Genomic DNA, 22,854 nt, shown 5'->3' on the forward strand with positions numbered 1-22,854 from the left:
TTGGCTGACAGGAGCGGTTTCGTGCGGGCGGAACGTAAAAATCTCCGAGCCCAACCGCCAGCATCCGACCTTGTCGCATGCTGTAAAAATTCCTCTACTCCAGACACGCCAACGCGGGAGCAAGCTCCCGCGCGGCGACATCCTACCAGTCACCGCCAGCGTGCGGTCAACCGGGCGACAAACAAGCTAATTACTTGTTGTCTTTTACTTCTTCGAACTCAGCATCGACAACGTCGTCTGCTTTTTCAGCCGAATCAGCTGGCTTGGCCGCTGCGTCTGCCGGGTTCGCTTGCTCGGCGTACATCTTCTGAGCAACTGGAGCAGACACTTTGGACAGCTCTTCAACCTTGGCTTCGATAGCGGCTTTGTCGTCGCCTTTTACAGCAGCTTCAAGAGCAACCACTGCGGTTTCGATTGCAGCTTTCTCTTCTTCGGTCACTTTGTCACCGGCATCAGCGACCATTTTGCGAGTCGAGTGAACCAGTGCGTCACCTTGGTTGCGGGCAGCTGCCAGCTCTTCGAACTTGCGGTCTTCCTCAGCGTTGATCTCGGCATCGCGAACCATCTGAGCAATTTCTTCCTCGGACAGACCGGAGTTGGCCTTGATCACGATCGACTGAGATTTGCCAGTCGCCTTGTCTTTCGCGCTCACGTTCAAGATACCGTTGGCATCGATGTCAAAGGTCACTTCGATCTGAGGCACGCCACGTGGAGCAGGTGGAATGTCAGCCAGGTCGAACTTGCCCAACGACTTGTTTTGAGCCGCTTGCTTACGCTCACCTTGCAGCACGTGAATAGTCACAGCGCCCTGGTTATCGTCAGCGGTCGAGAATACTTGCGATTTCTTGGTAGGAATCGTGGTGTTTTTCTCGATCAGAGCAGTCATTACGCCGCCCATGGTTTCGATACCCAGAGTCAGCGGGCTCACGTCCAGCAGCAGAACGTCTTTAACATCACCGGCCAATACCGCGCCCTGGATAGCAGCACCCATTGCAACAGCTTCGTCCGGGTTCACGTCTTTACGTGCTTCTTTACCGAAGAACTCGGTTACCAGCTTTTGAACCAGCGGCATACGAGTCTGACCACCGACCAGAATCACGTCGTTGATTTTCGACACATCGATACCTGCGTCTTTCAACGCGATACGGCAAGGTTCGATGGTGCGTTGAACCAGGTCTTCAACCAGCGATTCCAGCTTGGCGCGCGAAATTTTCACGTTCAAGTGCTTAGGACCGGTGGCATCTGCAGTGATGTAAGGCAGATTCACGTCAGTCGACTGGCTCGAAGACAGTTCGATTTTGGCTTTTTCAGCAGCTTCTTTCAGACGCTGCATGGCCAGCGGATCACCTTTAAGGTTCATGCCGCTTTCTTTCTTGAACTCGTCAACCAGGTAGTCGATCAGACGAATGTCAAAGTCTTCACCACCCAGGAACGTGTCACCGTTAGTTGCCAGCACTTCAAACTGATGCTCGCCATCCACTTCGGCAATTTCAATGACCGACACGTCGAAAGTACCGCCACCCAAGTCATAAACGATGACAGTGTGGTCGCCTTTCGCTTTATCCATACCGTAAGCCAGAGCAGCAGCGGTAGGCTCGTTGATGATGCGTTTTACGTCCAGACCCGCAATACGGCCGGCGTCTTTAGTCGCCTGACGCTGGCTGTCGTTGAAGTAGGCCGGAACGGTAATGACCGCTTCAGTCACTGCCTCGCCGAGGTAATCTTCGGCGGTTTTCTTCATTTTCTTCAGAATTTCAGCCGAGATTTGTGGCGGAGCCATTTTCTGGCCGTTCACTTCAACCCATGCGTCGCCATTGTCAGCCTTGACGATTTTGTAAGGCACCATCTGAATGTCTTTCTGTACAACTTCTTCGTCAAAACGACGACCGATCAGACGCTTCACCGCGTACAGGGTGTTATGCGGATTGGTCACTGCCTGACGCTTGGCCGATTGGCCAACCAGAATTTCACCATCATTGGCGTACGCAACGATCGACGGCGTAGTACGCGCGCCTTCTGCGTTTTCGATAACTTTTGCTTTACCGTTTTCCAGAACCGAAACACACGAGTTAGTGGTCCCGAGGTCAATACCGATAATTTTGCCCATGTCTACTCTCCCTAAATTTGAATTTTTTTGCCGCAGCAGTAATGACCAACTGCGGCACTGCTTAACGCTTGACTTCTAAATGGGGGCCTTGCGGCCGATTTCAAGCCTGCTCGTCAATCGATGGCGAAACCGGCGCTGGCGCCTTGCTGACTACGACCATAGCCGGGCGCAGCAAGCGGCCATTGAGCTGATAGCCCTTTTGAAACACCTTGAGCACACTGTTCGGCTCCAGGTCAGCGCTTTCCTGCATGGCCATTGCCTGATGATGCTCGGCATTAAAAGGCTCGCCGTGTGGATCGATCGCTTCCAGCTGATAACGCTTCAGAGTGTCCTGGAACATTTTCAGTGTCAGCTCGATCCCTTCGCGCATTGGACGAATGTTCTCGTCATCCGGACTGGACAGCTCAAGACCACGCTCAAGACTGTCAATCACCGGCAACAGATCGCCAGCAAACTTTTCCAATGCGAATTTGTGTGCTTTCTCGACGTCCTGTTCAGCGCGGCGGCGAACGTTCTGCAGATCAGCAGCAACACGCAAAGCCTGGTCATGAGCGGCGGCCAGTTGCTCTTCAAGCGACTGAACACGCGCGACCAGATCTTCGCCAGAGGCATCGGCGGCCTGATTTGCTTCTTGGTTTTGCGTATCCATAGTCTGTTCGTCTGCCATAGATTTCTCCTTTCGAACTTTGTCCGCGAGCTCGACTCGCGCTTCTGCCAAGGTATATGGGGTCGCAATTTTCAGGTTCAAGAGCCGCAAGGCACTAACAGTGCGTCTTTGTCCTGCCCGCAATCTCCGCTAAAAAATCAAAACGCGCTAAAAACTCAAAAACACCAAGCAAATCGTACTAAAGACAGCCATTGTCAGCACGAAACAAAACACTGTATAAATAACCAGACATTACGTTTTGGAGCAGCTCCTATGCTGGTGCACCTGTCCGTTCATAACTACGCCATCGTTGAACATCTCGATCTTGAACTGGATCGCGGGATGAGTGTAATCACTGGCGAGACCGGTGCAGGCAAATCGATCATGCTTGATGCACTGGGCCTCACACTGGGAGACCGTGCCGATAGCGGCGTAGTTCGACCAGGCGCCGACAAAGCCGACATTCTTGCTACCTTCGACCTGCAAGACATTCCCGAAGCACAAGCCTGGCTCGCCGAGCGCGACCTTGAAACGGATGGCCCGTGCATTCTGCGTCGCGTGATCACCACTGAAGGACGTTCGCGCAGCTATATCAACGGCACGCCCTGCCCTCAAGGTGACCTGAAAGCCCTCGGCGAATTGTTGATTGATATCCACAGTCAGCATGAGCACCAGTCACTGCTTAAACCCGATACCCACCGTCGCTTGCTGGACGAATACGCGGGTGCCACCGATCTGTCCCGCCAGGTCCAACTGGCCGCCCAAAAGTGGCGCCAGGCACGGCAAGAACTTGAACACCTCTCCAACTCAGGCGATGAACAACGCGCACGTCATCAGTTACTGAGCTACCAACTTGAAGAGCTCGAAACGCTGTCACTGGGCGAAAACGAACTGGAAGAGCTGGAGCAGGAACACAAGAACCTGACCAACGCTGAAACCTTGCTCACGATCTGTCGCCAAGTGGTTGAACAGTGCAGCGAAAACGACTCCGGCAACGTCCTTAATGCATTGACCGTCAGCCTGAATCGACTTTCGAGCATCAACAACAGCTCAGGTTCTCTGAGCGAAGCAACCGACCTGCTGGCCAGCGCACAAATCCAGGTCGAAGAGGCCGTAGGTGAACTCAACCGTTTTCTAGATCACTTTGATGCTGACCCGGGGCGCCTGCAATATCTGGAAGAACGTCTGGACACCATCTACACACTCGCTCGCAAACATCGTGTACAACCAAGTGAGGTCCCTGCCCTGCAACAAAGGCTGCTGGATGAGCTCGAAAGCCTCAATGCGAACGACGAATCCATCGAACGCCTGACCCACGAACTGGCAGCCTATACACGCCACTATCAAGAATGTGCACGTGAACTCAGCAACCTGCGCGGTCAAGCAGCATCACGCCTGAGCGGTGCAGTAGAAGAAGAAATACAGCGACTAGGCATGCCCGGGGGTCGCTTCTCGATCGAGCTGCGTCCACAGGCCAGCCTCGACCCGATGCCACATGGCTTGGAGCAGGTAGAGCTACTGGTAAGCGCCAACCCCGGCCAACCCCTTAAAGCGTTGGCTAAAGTAGCGTCAGGCGGCGAGCTGTCACGCATCAGCCTGGCCATTCAGGTCATCACCGCGCAAACCTCACGGGTACCGACTCTGGTATTCGACGAGGTCGACGTCGGCATTGGCGGCCCGACTGCTGAAATCGTCGGCCAACTGTTACGTCGACTCGGCGAACGCGGCCAAGTACTGACGGTGACCCATTTGCCGCAAGTGGCTGCGCAATGCCATCAACATCTGTTTGTGCATAAGGTTCGCGAAAGCGACACCACTCGCACTGCGGTGTCGAAGCTAAGCAAGAAAGAGCGCATAGAAGAAGTTGCACGCATGCTCGGCGGCATCGACCTGACCAAAGAATCGTTGGCGCATGCGAAGAAAATGGTCGTCACTGCAAAAATTCTTGCAGCTTAGCGACGAACGGTAGCAAAAGCCGTTAATCAGGCTGCACAAAGGCGACCCTTGGGTCGCCTTTGTTGGTTTCGCGAACCAGAAATTCGCGCTACAGACTTATTTTGTTTGCTTGCGCACGTACAAAACAAGATTGTGATCCACCAGCTCAACACCGTGTTTAGCGGCGATGGCGTGCTGCAGTTTTTCGATGTCTTCGTCGAAAAATTCGATCACTTCACCGCTGTCCACATTAACCATATGGTCATGGTGGCCACCGTCGGCATCTGCCAATTCGAAGACCGCATGACCCCCATCAAAATTATGGCGGATCACCAGCCCTGCTGACTCAAACTGAGTCAGTACACGGTAAACCGTGGCCAGCCCCACATCTTCGCCTGCGGTCATAAGTGCCTTGTAAACATCCTCGGCACTCATGTGACGCTGCTCGGCAGAGTCAAGCATTTGCAGGATTTTGACTCGTGGCAGAGTCACCTTCAGTCCGGCTTTACGGAGTTCGCTATTTTCAACCATGGTTAGCTTTCTCGCGGAAGCCGCTTCGCAGCTTCTATTAATACGGGTATGATCGGCGTTTACGTTGTCCCAGCCAAGATAGTGGAAGTCGCCCACCGATGCAAAACACCAAGCTCTTGCTAACCAGTTTCACCTTTGTGGGACTGCTCGCACTCGCCGGTTGTTCATTCCCCGGGGTTTACAAAATCGACATCCAACAGGGCAATGTCGTCACGCAGGACATGATAAACCAGTTACGCCCGGGAATGACCCGTCGGCAAGTGCGGTTTATTATGGGCAACGCCCTGCTGACCGATACATTCCACCCTGACCGCTGGGATTATTTGTATAGCCTGCAGCCCGGCGGCGGCGAGCGCCAACAAGAACGCATCAGTGTGTTCTTCAACGAAAATGACCAGCTCGTCAGCCTGTCAGGCGACTTCAAGCCGGGCGTAAGCCGCGATGAAGCCATTCTCGGCAAGGACGGCGCCACTAACGTGGTTGAGCCGGCAGCGCCTGACGCTCCTGCTGAAGAGAAGAGCGACGTACCCGCCAAGCCGGGTTCGCTGCTCGATCAAATCCAGAAGGACGTCGACGGCGTCGAAACGGTTCCCGTTCCGACTCCAGACCCCCTGGATACCGACGAGTAATTATCGCTCGGTACAAAAAAGCCCGGCATGCCGGGCTTTTTGTTGTCTGCGATAACGCTGTTACACCTGACGCTTAGCCTGAGCCGCTTTAGCTGCGCGCTGACGGCGTATCTCTTTAGGGTCTGCCAACAGCGGTCGGTAAATCTCGATGCGCTCCCCCGCCTGCAACACTCGAGTGTGCGGGTCAGCCACCTGCTTACCAAAGATCCCCACAGGGCAGCTCGTCAGATCAAGCTCCGGGAACTCATTGCCAATGCCCGAAGCCAGCAGCGCATCGCGCACGCTTGTACCCTGCACAACAGCAAATGCCAGCAAGCGCTGCCGATCAATCGCCGCATACACCACTTCGACGTCAATCAACGACTCAACCATAAAGCTGCTTGGCACGCTGACAAAAAGCATCCACTAACGTATTGGCTGCCTGATTAAACAAAGGCCCCAAAGTCGCCTTGACCAGCGGCCCGGCGTAATCGAAGGTCATGTCCAGACTGATCTTGCAGGCCTTCTCACCCAAAGGTTTGAACACCCACAGGCCATGCAATTGTTTGAAAGGCCCCTCTTCCAGGTTCATTTCAATCGATTGCCCTGGCACCAGCGTATTGCGCGTTACAAAGTGCTGGCTCAGCCCAGCCTTGGCCACGCCCAGACTGGCACGCATCAGCACATCAGACTTTTCGATCAGCTCAACGGAAGAACACCACGGCAGAAAATCCGGGTAATGCTCCACATCGTTAACCAGATCATAAAGCGCTTGCGCCGGATAAGGCAGCAAGGCAGAGCGTTGAATATGGGTAGTCATGTCAGCGTTATTTCCACAGCTGGGCGGCAAACACAATCAGAATGCCGAGTGGCGCCACATAGCGCATCAAAAAAAGTGTCAAGGCGAACAGCACCGGGCTACGCATCGACAATTCGTCGCGTACCGCACCACGCCCCATGATCCAGCCTGCAAAGACCACAAAGCACAGCCCGCCCAAAGGCAACATGATACGCGAGGTGAGAAAATCCACGACACCAAAGAAGTCGAGGCCGCTCGCAGCGCCCCACTGATACAGGTGAAAACCTGAATCTTCACTCACAAAGAACTTGGCCTGTTTCCAGATATTGAAGGAAAACACCGTGCCCAGCCCCACAAACCAGCAACTGAACGCCAACCAGAACGTCACCCACAGGCGTCGGACCTTGGTCCGCTCAACCAGATAGGCCACCATCGGCTCAAGCAATGAAATCGCCGAGCTCCAGGCCGCCACGGCCACCAACACAAAGAACACTACGCCCATCAGTTGACCGAACGCCACATTGCCAAAGGCAAACGGCAACGTCACAAACATCAGACCCGGCCCTTCGCTGGGGTTCAATCCTGAGGCAAATACAATTGGAAACAATGCCAGCCCGGCGAGCAATGAGACAAACGTATCGATCAGCGCCACACCGACCACAGTCCCGGAGATCGAGGCGTTCTTGGGCATATACGCACCATAGATCATGATCGACCCGACGCCCACGCTCAGAGAAAAGAACGCATGCCCCATGGCTGCGAGCAAACCATCGAGTACCCGATCAGGGTTGAAGTCGAACATAAAATGCACGCCTTCCATAAAATGCCCCGTGGTCATGCTGTAACCCAGCAACACCAGCAGCAGCACAAACAGAATGGGCATCATGATCCGCAGGCTGCGCTCAAGCCCCGCCACCACCCCCTTGGCAATCACATACGCCGACAACAGCATAAAAGCCGTGTGCCAAAACGTTAGCCGCCACGGGTCAGCGATCACACCCCCGAAGTAAGCACCGACCTGATCTGCCGTAGCGCCCTGAAAATCGCCCTTGCCCATATTGATGATGTAATCGAGCGACCAGCCGCCCACCACACTATAGAAAGACAAAATCAGCAGTGCCGTGATCATCCCGGCAAATGCGCCCCACGACCAACGCGCCGAATGCCCGGCCTCGACCGCCAATACCTTCAAGGCATTCGCAGGGCTGAGCCGCGCACGGCGACCCATCAGGGTTTCGGCCAGCATGACTGGCACACCAATCAGCGCGATGCAGGCCAAAAACACCAACACGAAAGCGCCGCCACCATAGACGCCAACCATGTAAGGGAATTTCCAGATACTGCCCAAACCCACGGCAGAACCGGTCGCAGCGAGAATAAAGACCCAACGGCTTGCCCAACTGCCGTGGACAGAAACCTTGTCTGTCGACATCGTTACTACGCCCAACCACTAAAAAAAGAGGGCGCATTGTCCGGGAATCACCCTACCGGCTCAAGCGCGCTGTCTTGCACACGTAAACTCGTTGCATGACCGTAGCCGACACGCTCGCAACTGCCTATAATGCCGGCCCTATGGCTAAACAGAAGAAACACCCCACAGGGACCATCGCGCAGAATAAAAAAGCGCGACACGATTACTTCATCGAACATCGGTTCGAGGCTGGTCTGGTCCTGGCCGGCTGGGAAGTAAAAAGTCTGCGTGCAGGCAAGGCACAGCTGGTCGACAGCTACGTGCTACTCAAGGACGGCGAAGCATGGTTGCTCGGCAGCCATATTGCCCCCCTGACGACCGCCAGCACCCACGTTATCGCCGACCCTACGCGCAGTCGCAAACTGCTGCTTAACAAGCGCGAGCTTGAGAAGCTGTTTGCAGCGGTGCAACAAAAGGGTTACGCCTGCGTTTGCCTTTCTATTTACTGGAGCAAGCACTTGATCAAGTGCGAAATTGCCCTGGGTAAAGGCAAGAAGGAATACGACAAGCGTCACACCGAGCGCGAACGTGATTCCGATCGCGAGCTTCAACGCGCCGTGCGTAACAAGGGCAAGGAAGACTAATTTCCGAGCGCCTCCGCACCTCGTAGCAGCTGACGAGCCTGCGAGGCTGCGTTCGGTCGCGAAGCGATCGTAAATGCTAGAAACGCGACCTGCCAGTGAGGTCGCATTAACCGGCAATACGACGACTTCGTCGCCGAACGCAGCCTTCGGCAGCTGCTACGAATTGAATCACAACCCATTACGTCGCTCTGCCCGCGCCATGCGCTGCACTTCCTGACGCACCTCCTCCAAGACTTCCTGCACATACATCAGATGCCGACTCGCCACTTCACGCGCGTCTTCTGCACGCCCTTCGATAATGGCCAGATACAACTCGCGATGCTGACTGATCAGCATGTCGCGCGTTTCGCTGCGCTGTTGGTACATGCCGCCGATATTGGTCACCACGTTGCGCTTGAGCAGGTCAAATAACCCACGAATCGTGTGCAGCAACACAGCGTTATGACTGGCCTCGGCGATGGCCAAGTGAAAGCTGGCATCTGCCTCGCCTTCTTCGGCGCGGCTCACCTCATCCACCCGCGCATAACAATCCTGCAATCGCTCGAACGCCAAGCGCAAACGCTCGCGATCCATCTCCGTGGCGCGCAACGCCGCGTAATAGGCGCACGACGCCTCCAGCGTATGACGGAACTCAAGCAAGTCACGCTGTGCTTCAGGGTTGCTTTCGAGCAGTTGCAGCAACGGATCACTGAACGTCGAACCCAGCGAAGTCGCTACATAGTTGCCTCCGCCCTGGCGACTGACCAGCAAGCCTTTGGCCGCCAGTTTTTGAATCGCCTCACGTAACGACGGCCGCGACACACCGAATTGCTCCGCCAACGCACGCTCAGCCGGCAAACGCTCGCCGGACTTCAACGTGCCCTCAAGAATCATTCCCTCAAGCTGCTCAACAATATCGTCCGACAGACGGCGCTGACGGATTTGATCAAACCCCATAACTGCTCTCCATCCTCCCGACCATGCGCCGAGCGGCCGCTATTCTCGCCGATTGACGCGCCGTATACACCCATCAGAACCACTGCCCACTACCGCATCAGATGCTGCGACAACGAACACCCCGACGAAAGATTTAGCAGCGGCAAATTGACACATACCTCACGAGGCTTCTAACCTAGCGAACAGTGATTGTAAATTGGTATTACCAATTATCCAATAGCACTGATGGCATCGACCAATAACAATTAGGGGCCACCCCATATGCAAACCTGGCAACAGCTCTATAGTCCGCTCGGCAGTCTTGGCTGGTCCGCACTCGCGGCCGTCATTCCGATTGTGTTTTTCTTCCTGGCCCTGGCCGTGTTCCGTCTCAAAGGGCATGTGGCGGGCAGCATTACCCTTGCCCTGTCGATTTTGGTGGCCATCTTTGCCTTCCAGATGCCCGTCGACATGGCCATCGCAGCAGCGGGCTATGGATTTGCCTACGGCCTCTGGCCCATTGCATGGATCATCGTGGCGGCGGTGTTCCTCTACAAATTGACCGTGAAAAGTGGCCAGTTCGAAATTATTCGCAGCTCGGTGCTGTCGATCACTGACGACCAACGCCTGCAAGTGCTGCTGATCGGCTTCTGCTTCGGTGCTTTTCTTGAAGGTGCAGCTGGTTTCGGCGCGCCGGTGGCCATCACGGCCGCACTGCTCGTGGGCCTGGGTTTCAACCCGCTGTACGCCGCAGGCCTGTGCCTGATCGCCAACACCGCACCGGTTGCCTTTGGTGCCTTGGGCATCCCGATCATCGTGGCGGGCCAAGTGACCGGCATCGACGCCTTCAAAATCGGTGCAATGGCCGGTCGCCAACTGCCGCTGTTGTCATTGTTCGTGCCGTTCTGGCTGGTCTTCATGATGGACGGCCTGCGCGGCGTGCGTGAAACCTGGCCGGCAGCGCTGGTGGCCGGCTTGAGCTTTGCCATCACCCAATACTTCACCTCAAACTACATTGGGCCTGAACTGCCAGACATCACCTCGGCCCTCGCCAGCCTGATCAGCCTGACGCTGTTCCTGAAAGTCTGGCAGCCAAAACGCACCGCAGGCGCCCAGATTGCTGGCGTCAGCTCTGACGTTATTGTGACCGCCAGCGCAGGGGGCTTCGGCAAACCGAGTAACCTGTTGGCCTCGCCTTACAGCCTGATGCAGATCCTCAAAGCCTGGTCACCGTTCCTGATCTTGACCGTACTGGTCACCATCTGGACCCTGAAACCTTTCAAGGCACTGTTCTCACCCGGCGGCGCGATGTACGGCTGGGTCTTCAACTTCGCGATCCCGCACCTTGATCAACTGGTGATCAAGACTGCACCGATCGTCAACGCACCTACCGCCATTGCGGCGGTGTTCAAGCTTGATCCGATTTCGGCCACCGGCACCGCGATTTTCTTCTCGGCGCTGATCTCGATGATGATTTTGAAAATCGATTTCAAAACCGGTCTGACCACTTTGAAAGAGACCTTCTATGAACTGCGCTGGCCGATCCTGTCCATCGGCATGGTGTTGGCCTTTGCTTTCGTCACCAACTACTCCGGCATGTCCTCCACCATGGCATTGGTGTTGGCGGGTACTGGCGCAGCGTTCCCGTTCTTCTCGCCGTTCCTCGGCTGGCTGGGCGTATTCCTGACCGGCTCGGACACGTCGTCCAACGCCCTGTTCAGTTCGTTGCAAGCCACCACCGCGCACCAGATCGGCGTCAGCGACACCCTGATGGTGGCCGCCAATACCAGCGGCGGCGTGACCGGCAAGATGATTTCCCCGCAATCCATCGCCGTCGCCTGTGCGGCCACCGGCCTGGTGGGCAAAGAATCCGACCTGTTCCGCTTCACCCTCAAACACAGCCTGTTCTTCGCCACCATTGTCGGCCTGATCACCTTGGCCCAAGCCTATTGGTTTACCGGCATGCTGGTGCACTGATAAGGGCTATGGTTACTGCACGTTAAAGGTGCCGGGGCTCTCCCCGGTGCCTGTAATTCACGACCCGGTCCACTGAAGTGGACATATAACCGGGACCACCCGGAGACGCCTGATGAGCGAGCTTTTTTACAACGCCGTGCCGAATGCGACCCGTGTCGCCCCGCCCTTGCCTGTGCCCCGCCAATACCCCGCGCAAAAACCGCGCAAGGTTTACCTGTTCGGCACCTGTGTCGTCGACCTGTTCTTTCCCGAAGCCGGGATGGACGCGATTCATCTGATTGAACGTGAAGGTATTGAAGTCGATTACCCCCAAGGCCAAAGCTGCTGCGGCCAACCCGCCTACACCTCGGGTTACACCGAACAGGCCCGGGAAGTGGCCCGATCGCAACTGGCCCTGTTTGCCGAAGACTACCCGGTGGTCGTGCCCTCCGGCTCCTGCGCCGGCATGTTGCGCGAGCACTACGAAGACCTGTTCAAAGATGAGCCCGAGACCTTGAAAAAGGTCCACGCACTGGCCGAACGCACCTTTGAACTCACCGAATTCCTGCTGTTTGTGTGCAAAGTGCAATTTGAAGACCACGGTGCTCCGGTCAAAGTCGCCCTGCACACCTCCTGCTCCGCTCGCCGCGAAATGAACACCCACTTGCACGGCCGCGAAATGCTCGCGCAACTGAGCAATGTGGAACGTATCGATCACAGCCATGAAAGTGAATGCTGCGGTTTTGGTGGGACATTCAGCGTGCGCATGCCGGACATTTCCGGCGCGATGGTCGCCGACAAGACCCGCGCCCTGATTGAAACTGGCGCGCATCAAGTGCTGACCGCTGACTGCGGCTGCCTGATGAACATCAACGGCTCGCTGGAAAAACAGAAACAAGCCCTGCGCGGCCAACATCTGGCCAGTTTCCTGTGGCAGCGCACCGGAGGTGAACAATGAGCACCAGCGCACTGATTCCTACCGTTGCAGTGGAAGAAGACTTCCGCGAGCGCGCCCATGAGGCGCTAGCCGACACGCAACTGCGAAACAACTTCCGCAGCGCTATGGACTCTCTGATGACCAAGCGCGCAGTGGCCTTCAGTGACGCCCATGAGCGCGAACATTTACGCGCACTGGGCAACGCCATCCGCGCCCGCGCCTTGTCCAAACTGCCCGACCTGCTGGAGCGACTGGAAGCCAACCTGACCCGCAATGGCGTGCAGGTGCACTGGGCAGAAACAGTTGAACAAGCCAATGAAATCGTCATGTCCATCGCCCGCCGCCGCGCCGCCAAACAGGTGATCAAAGGCAAGTCGATGGTCAGCGAAGAGATGGAGATGAACCACGTGCTCGGCGCCCAAGGCATTGAATGCCTGGAGTCTGACATGGGCGAGTACATCGTTCAGCTCGACAACGAGAAACCGTCACACATCATCATGCCCGCCATTCACAAGAATGCCGGGCAAGTGGCCGACCTGTTTCATGAAAAACTCGGCGTGGACTACACCAAAGACGTCGACCAACTGATCCAGATTGGCCGTCGCGTGCTGCGCCAAAAATTCTTCGAAGCAGACATCGGCGTGTCCGGCGTCAACTTCGCCGTCGCTGAAACCGGCACCCTGCTGCTGGTCGAAAACGAAGGCAACGGCCGCATGTCGACCACCGTGCCGCCTGTGCATATTGCCGTGACCGGAATCGAGAAAGTCGTCGAAAATCTGCGTGACGTTGTACCGCTGGTGTCGCTGCTGACCCGCTCTGCCCTCGGCCAGCCGATCACCACCTACGTCAACATGATCTCCGGACCGCGTAAGCCCGGCGAGCTGGATGGCCCTGTAGAAGTGCATCTGGTGCTGCTCGACAACGGCCGCAGCCAGGCATTTGCCGACAGCGAATTGCGCCAGACCCTCAATTGCATTCGCTGTGGCGCCTGCATGAACCACTGCCCGGTGTACACCCGCATCGGCGGCCATGCCTACGGTGAGGTCTACCCCGGCCCGATTGGCGCAATTATCACGCCGCATATGGTGGGCCTGAACAAAGTGCCGGATCACCCAAGCGCTTCCTCACTGTGTGGCGCGTGTGGCGAAGTGTGCCCGGTAAAAATACCGATCCCGGCACTGCTGCGCCGACTGCGCGAAGAAAACGTCAAAGCGCCCGACACCGTACCCCGCATCATGCGCGGCCAAGGCAGCAAATACTCGCGCAAAGAACGCCTGATCTGGAACATGTGGGCCAAGCTCAACAGCTCACCCGCCCTGTATCGCGTCTTCCTCAAAGCGGCGACTCGCCTGCGCGCGCTGACACCGAGCAAGGTGGGCCCCTGGACGCAAAATCACAGCGCACCCAAGCCCGCTGCCCGTTCGCTGCACGACATGGCCCGTGAACATTTGGCGAAAAAATCGGGAGACTCGCGATGAGCGCTAAGCAAAACATCCTCAACAAACTGCGCAACAGTCTGACAGGCACAACGCCCGTGCCTGACAACTTTGACGAAGTGCTGGTGACAGAGCCGTGGACGTACACCGCCGAGCAGCGCATCCCGCAACTGCGCAAGCTGATGGAAGCGGTGCACACCGAAATTCACCTCAGCACCGAACAAGACTGGCCCGCGCTGCTCGCGCAATTGGTCACTGACCGCCAACTGCCCAGCCTATTGATTGCACCAACGACCCCACACGGGCAAAAAGTCACGGCGCATTGGGCGCAAAACCCTGCTTTACCCTTGCTCAAAGCCTACGGCCGGCCAGTTGAGGAGTGGAAATCCGAACTGTTCAACGACACCCCAGCCAGCCTGACCACGACCCTGGGCGCCATTGCCGCCACGGGCAGCCTGATCCTGTGGCCCACCCCCGAAGAACCCCGCCTGATGAGTCTGGTTCCGCCGGTGCATTTCGCGCTGCTCAAGGCCAGTCAAATCCGTGACAACTTCTATCAAGTCCAGCGGGAGATGAACTGGACCGCGGGCATGCCAACCAACGCGTTGCTGGTGTCCGGCCCATCGAAAACCGCAGACATCGAACAAGTGCTGGCGTACGGCGCCCACGGCCCGAAAGATTTGGTGGTTCTGATTCTGGAGGACGCATGAGTCTTCCTGCTGCCTTTGTGCGTGACGCCGAACGGCTGATACCGCAAGATCGACGATTCACGGATGCGCTGTCGACGCTGGCCTTCGGTACAGACGCCAGTTTTTACCGGCTGATCCCCAAGCTGGTGATCCGCGTTGAGTCAGAAGACGAAGTGGTCGAGTTGCTGCACCTTGCGCGACGCGATCAAGTGGCTGTCACTTTCCGCGCCGCCGGCACCAGCCTTTCTGGCCAAGCCATCAGTGATTCCGTACTGATCGTGCTGGGCGACAACTGGAACGGCAAAGAGATACGCGGCCAAGGCACGCAAATCCGCCTGCAACCGGGCGTTATCGGGGCGCAAGCCAATGCGTGGCTGGCCCCCTTCGGACGCAAGATCGGCCCTGACCCGGCCTCGATCAACGCCTGTAAAATCGGTGGCATCGTCGCCAACAATGCCAGCGGCATGTGCTGCGGCACGGCACAAAACACCTACCACACCCTGGCCGGCATGCGCGTGGTATTGGCCGACGGCACCCGAGTCGATACAGAAGATGCTGCCAACGTCGCGGCCTTTCGCCAAAGCCACGCGGCTTTGCTCGATCAGTTGGCGACTCTGGGCCGCGAGACCCGCGCCAATCCTGAGTTGGCTGCAAAAATTCGCCACAAATACCGTCTGAAAAACACCACCGGCCTGTCGCTCAACGCCCTTGTGGATTTTGACGAGCCGCTGGATATTCTCAGCCATTTGCTGGTGGGCTCTGAAGGTACGTTAGGCTTTATTAGCTCGGTGACGTACGACACCGTGATCGATCACCCGAACAAAGCCTCGGCGCTGATTGTCTTCCCCGACGTCGAAACCTGCTGCAACGCCGTGACCGTGCTCAAAAGCCAACCTGTTTCTGCCGTCGAGCTGCTGGACCGCCGCAGCCTGCGCTCGGTGCAGGACAAACCCGGCATGCCGTCTTTCGTACAGCAATTGTCGGCGAATGCTTGCGCCTTGCTGATCGAATCCCGCGCCGCCACACAGACCTTATTGCACGAACAACTGGCGCACATCATGGCCTCGCTGGCCAGTTTCCCGGTTGAGAAACACGTCGACTTCACCGAAGACCCGAAAGAAAACGCCAAGCTGTGGGCCATCCGCAAAGACACCTTTCCAGCCGTCGGCGCGGTGCGTAAGACCGGTACGACCGTCATCATCGAAGACGTGACCTTCCCGGTGGAACAACTGGCCATCGGCGTCAATCGTCTGATCGAGCTGTTCGAAAAGCACCACTACGACGAGGCGATCCTGTTCGGCCACGCGCTCGAAGGCAACTTGCACTTTGTCTTCACGCAAGGGTTCAACACCCCCGAAGAAGTGGCCCGTTACCAAGCGTTCATGGACGACGTGGCGCAACTGGTGGCCGTCGAATTCGGCGGTTCGCTCAAGGCCGAACACGGCACTGGGCGCAACATGGCCCCCTTTGTCGAGCTGGAATGGGGCAGCGACGCCTACCAATTAATGTGGGCACTCAAACGCCTGCTCGACCCGCAAGGCATTCTCAACCCCGACGTGGTGCTCAGCGAAGACCCGCACATCCACCTCAAACACCTCAAGCCGATGCCTGCAGCGGACGAGATTGTGGATAAGTGCATTGAATGCGGTTTTTGCGAGCCGGTGTGCCCGTCCAAAGGGCTGACCCTCAGCCCGCGTCAACGCATTGTCATCTGGCGCGATATTCAGGCGAAAAAGCGCGCCGGGGTTGATACCCGCGAGCTTGAAGAAGCTTACGCCTACCAGGGCATAGACACCTGTGCTGCCACCGGGCTTTGCGCCCAACGCTGCCCCGTGGGCATCAATACCGGCGAGCTGGTGAAAAAGCTGCGAGCCCGTGACGCCACGCACATCAAAACAGCCGACTGGCTGGGCAATCACTTTGCCACCACCCTGCAAGGCGCCCGCTTCACGCTTCACGCGGCCAACGGTGCCCGCATGCTGCTGGGCGCACCGCGTCTGGCGAAAATCTCGTCGGCATTGACCAAGGCCAGTAAAGGCCGGGTGCCACTGTGGACCAACGCCATGCCTCAGCCTGAGCGGGCGGTTCGCTTTACCCCGCCCATTGACGATGCGCGCCCACGGGTGGTTTATCTGGCGGCCTGCGTATCACGGGTGATGGGCCCGGCAGCAGGCGACAAAGAGCAAATGTCGCTGTTGGACAAAACCCGTGGCTTGCTTGAAAAAGCCGGCTACCAAGTGATCTTCCCCGACAACATGGACAGCTTGTGCTGTGGCCAGCCGTTTGCCTCCAAAGGGTATAACGAACAGGCTGAACACAAACGCCAGGAACTGATCGGCGCACTGCTGCACGCCAGCCGTGGCGGGCTTGATCCAATCTACTGCGACACCAGCCCCTGCACCTTGCGTTTAGTGCAAGACCTGGGCGAATCGCGCCTCGATCTGTACGACCCGGTTCGCTTCATCCGCACCCACCTTGTGGATAAGTTGAGGTTCACCCCTCAAACCGCGCCCATTGCCGTGCACGTCACGTGCAGTACGCAGCATCTGGGGGAAAGTCAGGCGTTGATCGACATTGCACGGCTGTGCAGTACACAGGTAGTCATACCCGAAGGGATTCATTGCTGCGGCTTTGCAGGTGACAAAGGGTTCACCACACCGGAACTGAATGCTCACTCACTGCGCACCTTGAAAGACGCGGTGCAACATTGCAGCGAAGGCATCTCCACCAGCCGTACCTGCGAGATCGGCCTGACCCAACACGGCGGCATTGATTACCACGGGCTGGTCTATCTGGTGGATCGGGTGACGAGCTAAGAGGCGACTCCAACGAGCAATCTAACGCGCCTGTCGCCAAGCAGGCGCGTGCTGCTTAGTGCGTCGCTAAACCGTCCAGCGATTTATCGACATACGCCTTGGCCAGCTCCACCAAATGCGTCACCGACAACACCAAATCGCGCTGCAACCCGCTCAAACCCTTCCCCGCCTCACTGGCCGAAGCACCCGCGCAGCGCAACAAGTCTGACGCCTGGGCCAAAGCCGCTTCTAAATTGACACTGTCGGGGATGGCATACGTGACCATGACCTCCTGCCGGGGAGGCTTAAAGTCGAGCAAGTAGTAATCAAGGGCGCGATCAGCGGCGGCACGGTCCAGCGACTGTGCATCACACAGAGCAGCATCGTGCGGGGTGAAGACGGGTGGATCGGGGGTGATTTTTTTCATGATGTAACTCCAGATGCGTCAAAGGAGCTACCACTGCTCGCGACTAAACGAATGGGTGGTAGCCGTACGCAGGTTAGTCGACCGGTGCATCTGGAAACCGGCGCGCCCGAGGGCGCCCTGCGCACGGCCACCATAACGCGGGGCCAAAAAAAGCGCCTCACGGAGGGTGGCGCTGATGCGCCAGATGACTATCCGGGCGACTAAACCCGACCGCTGATGAGCAGCGATGGGCCGAGACTATGCCCCGAAAGGAACTGGCACAAGCGAGCGGGAGTTTCTCGGAAGTTTCACCAGATGGAAAGGGACTTGTCGTACGAAATGGCTGATTTTGAAGCGCCACGCACCCCCGCGCCGCTGCTGAAGGTTGCTCTCTATACGGCCTCAGTGCTCGCCCTGTTTTGGGGCGCTAAAAATAATCCTCAATGATGGCCCTCTGAGAGCAGAACTCCTGATCCCAGCTATAGTCAATTGGCTTAAGGCCCCGTATTTGGGGCATATAACCGAGCCTGGAGAAACCGGGCCTATCATGAGCACAAGGAGTTTTCCCCTATGAAACGTTCCGCATTGGCTGGTCTTTTCGTTTGCGCTGCGATGTTGGCTTCTCCGGTGTTTGCGGCGACAGAGCTCCCTGCAAAAGGTGATTTGTGCGCTATCAACCTGGCAAAAATTAACGATGCAATGGCAACGTCTGGCCAAACGAGTGAAAACACTGACGCCAACCTCCAGAAAGAAATTGCCAAGGCCAAGGCTTATCAGGACAGCGGTAAAAGCAAAGAATGCATTGACGTCACCAGCCAAGTGCTTCAAAAACTTCAAAATATCAATAAAGGCGGCCAAGGCTAAAGTCCTCTGCAAGGTTGCCCTTTAGCATGAGATAGGCGTAGACTGCGCAGCTTGCTGGTTGCATACAGCAAGCACTGGGGCCGTTTAGGATTCGACGCCGGTTGCGAAACTCTAGGTGCATGCCGAGTTGGTAACAGAACTCGTAAATCCACTGTTGCAACTTTCTATAGTTGCCAATGACGAAACCTACGAGGGTCAAGCTCTCGCAGCGTAAGCTGCCTTAGCCATCCTCCTGGTACCTTCGGGTCCAGCAATCACTAGGGGATGCCTGTAAACCTGAAGTGATTGTCATATAGAACAGGATCGCCGTGCAGTACGTTGTGGACGAAGCGGCTAAAACTTACACAACTCGCCCAAAGCACCCTGCCCTTCGGGTCGCTGAGGGTTAACTTAATAGAAACGGCTAAGCATGTAGTACCGACAGCGGAGTACTGGCGGACGGGGGTTCAAATCCCCCCGGCTCCACCAATTTGTCTTCCCAGGAAGACCCAGAAAAGCCGTAAAGCCTAGAGAAATCAAAGCTTTACGGCTTTTTTCTTGCCCGCGTTTTCCCACCTAATCCCAGGGCATCCCACGGTTGACGGGGGCATATATGGGGGCATAAAACGCTCATCAGCTCGCTCGGAGAGGATGTGCCCCCAATGCCCCTGAAAGACACCAACTGCCGCAACGCCAAGCCCCAGGACAAGCCGTACCGCCTGTATGACGAACAAGGTTTGTACCTGGAAGTGCAGCTCAACGGAGGCCGTTACTGGCGCTTGAAATACCGCTTTCTGGGCAAGGAAAAACGCTTGGCTCTTGGCGTTTACCCAGAGGTCAGCCTGCAGGAGGCGCGGCGAAAACGTGATGATGCTCGTGTCCAGCTCGCCAGCGGCCAAGACCCTTCACTGCAAAGACGCATGGCCAAGGTGGTCAGCCAGTTCGATCACCAACACACCTTTGAATCGGTCGCAAAGCAATGGCTCACTATTCGCGAGTCAACCTGGGATCCGGAGTACACCCGCACGGTGCGGCAGCGCCTTGAGCTCAATGCCTTCCCCTGGCTGGGAAAACTACCGGTCAGCAGCATTAGTACGCCCATGCTGGTCGAAAACCTGCAGCGCATCATCAAGCGCGGTGCTCGCGAGACGGCACGTCGTGTAGCTCAAATCTACAAACAGATTTTCGAGTTCGCCGAAGCTGCCGGTATCACCCCGCCCAACCAGATAGGGAATCTCTCACGGACGCTCCCAGCCAAGCGGGTGAAACACTTTGCTGCCGTGACCGATCCTGAAAAACTCGGTGCACTGCTCAAAGCGCTGGATAGCTACACCGGAACACTGCCTGTTTGTTGTGCACTCAAACTGGCCCCGTTGCTGTTCTGCCGGCCCGGTGACCTGCGCCACATGGAGTGGTCGGAGGTTAATCTGGACGCTGGCGAGTGGTTGATTCCTGGCCACAAAATGAAGGGCCTTACTGCCACCAAACAGGATCGCCCAGATCATTTGGTTCCCCTCAGCCAACAAGCAGTCGCTGTTCTGCGCGAACTGAAACCACTCACTGGCAGACATCGATATGCCTTCCCATCAGCCCGAGGAGGCGACCGACCGATGTCCAACAATGCCGTCCTCAGCGCGTTACGACGTATGGACATCAGCGGCGACGAAATGACTGGGCACGGCTTTCGTGCGACAGCGAGAACCATAGGTGCGGAGGTGCTGGGATTTCGCCCAGATCTCTTGGAGCATCAGCTTGCTCACACGGTAAAAAATCCGCTGGGACGTGCGTACGATCGAACCACCTTCTTGCCGGAGCGCCGCGAAATGATGCAGCGCTGGTCAGATTACCTGGATGCGATCAAGGCCTGAGCTCACTACTTGGGCTTGCAATGCCGATCCCCGCTTGGTAAAAATCAGGCATCCCTCTAACGTTCATAGGACGCCATGGGATCGTCACGCTGCCCCGGTTACGGCGTTAAGAATCCGAAGTCCATCTGCTGTTAGCAGATGGACTTTCTGGCTGCCTCATTGGGGTATCGCCAGCATCTCGCAGGGCCTTGTTGCGATTGCTCGCCTGCAACAAGGCTGCTAAGAAACGTACGGACTCCTATTCCGTACCAGCAGGGTCTTTCCTCTCCCCCACGCCAAAGACACAGCTTCAGCTGTCATGCGCACAGCTGTCGCCGGCAATAAATCTCGGAGGCCCGTAATACGAGGCCCGACAAACGCCCCTGCTTTGCAGTAGGAAAATCCGAGCGCCACTCCCAACACATACGCGTATTGCAGTACTTGAGGACCGCTGCAACGCCACCGCCTGAGCACCAGTTAAATGTCAGCACAAACTATTGCACCCAGCCCAGAGGAACCGCGCTTCCTACGCCTGCCCGAGGTAGAGTTCGTTGTCGGGAAAAAGCGATCCACGATCTATCGCGACATAGCAGCAGGAAAATTCCCTGCACCATATGATTTGGGCAGCAGCAGATCAGTTGGCTGGCTCAGCACCGAGATATCCGACTGGATTCTGAGCCGCCCGCGTGCGCAGCTCCGAGCCTCTATTTCGACGGAGTGCGAGCAATGAGCAACGAAATAACGCGCGCCATCTGGAAACTCCACGGGATTCCTGCAACTACCAAATTCGTATTCATCTCACTGGGCGACCAGGCAGATAAAAACGGGCGCTGCTGGCCATCTGTACGTCACACAGCTACACGTACAGGCCTCTCTGAGCGAACCGTTCAGAACGCGATTGCCTGGTTGGTAGATGCGGGGCTAGTCACCAGAAAACTCCGACATGGCCGCTCCTCAATGCTGAGCGTGCACCCTGCAGGATTTTCACCACGCTGCACTAACGACTACGCAGCTGAGGACAAACCAGCTGCCAATCCTCTCACCCGCCCCACGCAGGCTGTGCACCCGCGCCCTGCAGCAGCTTCACTCATAACCACCATAGAACCATCAGGTAACCCCCAAACAGCTACAGCGCTCTCCGTCACGGCAATACAGGAGAACACCAATACGACAGTAGCCAGACCCGGACCTAGATCCACAAACAGCAAAACCTATCTCACCTGGCGTCAGTACGCTGAGGCCTATATCGGGCGCTATGGGGTGTGGCCTGTCTGGAATGGCAAAGCGGCTGGGCAGATTAGTCACCTGATCGACCGACTTGGCCCAGATGAGGCCCCGCCAGTCGCTGCGTTCTACATCGCGATCAATGACGCACGGATTCTGAACAACTGCCACAGCCTGAGCGACCTGCTGGCACGAGCAGAATCCTACCGAACCCAGTGGGCAACTGGACAGCAGATAAATTCGACTACAGCTAGGCAAATGGAGGCAACCCAGGCGAACCTCAATTCAGCTGAGATTGCCGGCCGTATATTCCAAGAGGGAGATCAAAATGCTTTCCTCTGAACAGCAAGCAGCGCTGGCATCCGCCATCTGCGCAACCGCTGAGGCGCTTGGTCAGACGATCAGCCCGACTACCGCGAGAATTTTCGCTCAGGATCTCGTCAAATATCCTGCCGAGGAAATTCGCAGTGCTCTGCTCGCGTGCCGCCGCACATTGACGGGTAGGCTGACTCTTGCGGCAATACAACAACAGCTCTACGAACTGGACGGTAGGCCTGAGCCGAACGAGGCCTGGGCAATAGCTGTGACCGCGGCGGATGAAGACAACAGCGTTGTCCTCACAGAGGAAATTCTGCTCGCACTGGGTGCAGCCCGCCCAGTGCTAAACGCAGGGGATGCGGTAGGTGCGAGAATGGCGTTCCTGAACGCCTACCAACGCCTAGTAGCTGACAGCCGCAGTCAGGTAGCTCCTGTCAAATGGCTACTTAGCCAAGGACACGTCGCAGATCGTCGAAAGGCTGCCATCTCAGTTGCTGTGCATCTAGGACGTATAAAACCGACCATAGCCAGCCGTTTGGCTCTGCAGCTAGCGCATACTCCTGAATCGCTCGGTCAATTAATATGCCCTTCCACCACGGCGGAGTCATCACCGCCCAACCACGAGGTCAGTAAACGCCTGGAATCTCTTCTCAAAATACTGAAGCGGCCAAAATCACTATCGGCTGCTCAGTAGTAGCCTCCTGACGAACGGAAGGACAAGGCTCGTGAAGAGCACTTGTCCCTCCAGCGCCTCGAACAAGCACCTAACTGAAGCCATTTGGCACAACGCAAGCTAAAATCGCAGCC

Annotated in this window: 21 protein-coding genes and 1 other RNA gene; 14 read left to right on the forward strand and 8 right to left on the reverse strand. The window is 56.7% G+C overall.

From position 1 onward, the window contains the following. Nucleotides 1-190: 190 nt before the first annotated feature. A complete protein-coding gene (dnaK, locus tag ACI7MX_RS15975) occupies nt 191-2,107 on the reverse strand; it encodes a molecular chaperone DnaK (RefSeq protein WP_405590144.1) in 1,917 nt (638 codons plus the stop codon). A 100-nt stretch (nt 2,108-2,207) separates the two neighbouring features. Continuing rightward, nucleotides 2,208-2,774, reverse strand: coding sequence for a nucleotide exchange factor GrpE (gene grpE / locus ACI7MX_RS15980; RefSeq protein WP_405590147.1), 567 nt, complete (start codon nt 2,772-2,774; stop codon nt 2,208-2,210). Between the two features lie 252 nt (nt 2,775-3,026). Here grpE and recN point away from each other — a divergent pair, with 252 nt between their 5' ends. Beyond that, nucleotides 3,027-4,709 (forward strand): DNA repair protein RecN, encoded by a 1,683-nt coding sequence (gene recN / locus ACI7MX_RS15985; RefSeq protein WP_405590150.1) that lies wholly within the window; start codon nt 3,027-3,029, stop codon nt 4,707-4,709. Nucleotides 4,710-4,805: 96 nt separating this feature from the next. Here the strand turns inward: recN and fur are convergent, their stop codons facing one another. After that, entirely contained in the window at nt 4,806-5,219 is a 414-nt protein-coding gene (gene fur, locus ACI7MX_RS15990) for a ferric iron uptake transcriptional regulator (protein ID WP_122783720.1), read from the reverse strand. 98 nt (nt 5,220-5,317) lie between these two features. Here fur and ACI7MX_RS15995 point away from each other — a divergent pair, with 98 nt between their 5' ends. Continuing rightward, nucleotides 5,318-5,848 (forward strand): outer membrane protein assembly factor BamE, encoded by a 531-nt coding sequence (locus ACI7MX_RS15995; protein ID WP_314492879.1) that lies wholly within the window; start codon nt 5,318-5,320, stop codon nt 5,846-5,848. 60 nt (nt 5,849-5,908) lie between these two features. Here the strand turns inward: ACI7MX_RS15995 and ACI7MX_RS16000 are convergent, their stop codons facing one another. The 3 genes from ACI7MX_RS16000 to ACI7MX_RS16010 are packed head-to-tail and all read right to left on the reverse strand — an operon-like array spanning nt 5,909 to nt 8,058. Then, nucleotides 5,909-6,220: an RnfH family protein gene (locus tag ACI7MX_RS16000; protein WP_405590153.1), complete on the reverse strand. Its 312-nt coding sequence runs from the start codon at nt 6,218-6,220 to the stop codon at nt 5,909-5,911. Then, nucleotides 6,213-6,647 carry a type II toxin-antitoxin system RatA family toxin gene (locus tag ACI7MX_RS16005; protein WP_122783722.1) on the reverse strand — a complete coding sequence of 145 codons (435 nt, stop codon included), beginning with the start codon at nt 6,645-6,647 and terminating at the stop codon, nt 6,213-6,215. Before ACI7MX_RS16005 ends, ACI7MX_RS16000 begins: the two co-directional genes overlap by 8 nt. A gap of 7 nt (nt 6,648-6,654) precedes the next feature. Beyond that, entirely contained in the window at nt 6,655-8,058 is a 1,404-nt protein-coding gene (locus ACI7MX_RS16010; RefSeq protein WP_405590157.1) for a sodium-dependent transporter, read from the reverse strand. A gap of 140 nt (nt 8,059-8,198) precedes the next feature. On the opposite strand from ACI7MX_RS16010, the gene smpB reads away from it, so the two are divergent. Next, nucleotides 8,199-8,681: an SsrA-binding protein SmpB gene (gene smpB / locus ACI7MX_RS16015; protein ID WP_048365986.1), complete on the forward strand. Its 483-nt coding sequence runs from the start codon at nt 8,199-8,201 to the stop codon at nt 8,679-8,681. A gap of 168 nt (nt 8,682-8,849) precedes the next feature. On the opposite strand, the gene ACI7MX_RS16020 is transcribed toward smpB, so the two are convergent. Then, the gene (locus tag ACI7MX_RS16020; RefSeq protein WP_405590161.1) at nt 8,850-9,617 is read right to left on the reverse strand and encodes a GntR family transcriptional regulator; all 768 of its coding nucleotides are present in this window, start codon (nt 9,615-9,617) and stop codon (nt 8,850-8,852) included. Between the two features lie 261 nt (nt 9,618-9,878). Here ACI7MX_RS16020 and ACI7MX_RS16025 point away from each other — a divergent pair, with 261 nt between their 5' ends. The 5 genes from ACI7MX_RS16025 (at nt 9,879) to ACI7MX_RS16045 (ending at nt 17,430) form a co-directional block, all read left to right on the forward strand. Then, complete coding sequence (locus ACI7MX_RS16025; protein ID WP_314485707.1) at nt 9,879-11,573, forward strand: lactate permease LctP family transporter; 1,695 nt, start codon at nt 9,879-9,881, stop codon at nt 11,571-11,573. Nucleotides 11,574-11,685: 112 nt separating this feature from the next. Then, nucleotides 11,686-12,510, forward strand: coding sequence for a (Fe-S)-binding protein (locus tag ACI7MX_RS16030; protein WP_314485710.1), 825 nt, complete (start codon nt 11,686-11,688; stop codon nt 12,508-12,510). Next, complete coding sequence (locus ACI7MX_RS16035; RefSeq protein WP_405590165.1) at nt 12,507-13,967, forward strand: LutB/LldF family L-lactate oxidation iron-sulfur protein; 1,461 nt, start codon at nt 12,507-12,509, stop codon at nt 13,965-13,967. The genes ACI7MX_RS16030 and ACI7MX_RS16035 overlap by 4 nt, the downstream gene beginning before the upstream one ends. Beyond that, a complete protein-coding gene (locus ACI7MX_RS16040) occupies nt 13,964-14,635 on the forward strand; it encodes a lactate utilization protein C (protein ID WP_405590168.1) in 672 nt (223 codons plus the stop codon). The genes ACI7MX_RS16035 and ACI7MX_RS16040 overlap by 4 nt, the downstream gene beginning before the upstream one ends. Beyond that, nucleotides 14,632-17,430 (forward strand): FAD-binding and (Fe-S)-binding domain-containing protein, encoded by a 2,799-nt coding sequence (locus ACI7MX_RS16045; protein WP_405590171.1) that lies wholly within the window; start codon nt 14,632-14,634, stop codon nt 17,428-17,430. Before ACI7MX_RS16040 ends, ACI7MX_RS16045 begins: the two co-directional genes overlap by 4 nt. 55 nt (nt 17,431-17,485) lie before the next feature. On the opposite strand, the gene ACI7MX_RS16050 is transcribed toward ACI7MX_RS16045, so the two are convergent. Beyond that, nucleotides 17,486-17,836, reverse strand: coding sequence for a DUF6124 family protein (locus ACI7MX_RS16050; protein ID WP_405590174.1), 351 nt, complete (start codon nt 17,834-17,836; stop codon nt 17,486-17,488). 549 nt (nt 17,837-18,385) lie between these two features. Here ACI7MX_RS16050 and ACI7MX_RS16055 point away from each other — a divergent pair. The 6 genes from ACI7MX_RS16055 to ACI7MX_RS16080 all read left to right on the forward strand — a co-directional run bounded on the left by ACI7MX_RS16055 (nt 18,386) and on the right by ACI7MX_RS16080 (nt 22,741). After that, on the forward strand, nt 18,386-18,679 hold the full coding sequence (locus tag ACI7MX_RS16055; RefSeq protein ID WP_314485722.1) for a hypothetical protein: 294 nt from the start codon (nt 18,386-18,388) through the stop codon (nt 18,677-18,679). A 76-nt stretch (nt 18,680-18,755) separates the two neighbouring features. After that, nucleotides 18,756-19,147, forward strand: a transfer-messenger RNA (tmRNA) gene (gene ssrA, locus ACI7MX_RS16060). A 173-nt stretch (nt 19,148-19,320) separates the two neighbouring features. Next, nucleotides 19,321-20,526 carry an integrase arm-type DNA-binding domain-containing protein gene (locus ACI7MX_RS16065; protein WP_034026588.1) on the forward strand — a complete coding sequence of 402 codons (1,206 nt, stop codon included), beginning with the start codon at nt 19,321-19,323 and terminating at the stop codon, nt 20,524-20,526. A 460-nt stretch (nt 20,527-20,986) separates the two neighbouring features. Beyond that, entirely contained in the window at nt 20,987-21,235 is a 249-nt protein-coding gene (locus tag ACI7MX_RS16070; RefSeq protein ID WP_034026586.1) for an AlpA family transcriptional regulator, read from the forward strand. Then, entirely contained in the window at nt 21,232-22,071 is an 840-nt protein-coding gene (locus ACI7MX_RS16075; RefSeq protein ID WP_034026584.1) for a helix-turn-helix domain-containing protein, read from the forward strand. Before ACI7MX_RS16070 ends, ACI7MX_RS16075 begins: the two co-directional genes overlap by 4 nt. Further along, nucleotides 22,058-22,741 (forward strand): hypothetical protein, encoded by a 684-nt coding sequence (locus ACI7MX_RS16080; RefSeq protein ID WP_052392149.1) that lies wholly within the window; start codon nt 22,058-22,060, stop codon nt 22,739-22,741. The genes ACI7MX_RS16075 and ACI7MX_RS16080 overlap by 14 nt, the downstream gene beginning before the upstream one ends. Nucleotides 22,742-22,854 lie beyond the last annotated feature (113 nt).

Source organism: Pseudomonas sp. 2024-210 (genome assembly GCF_045062345.1).
In the GTDB taxonomy this organism is placed as follows: Bacteria; Pseudomonadota; Gammaproteobacteria; order Pseudomonadales; family Pseudomonadaceae; genus Aquipseudomonas.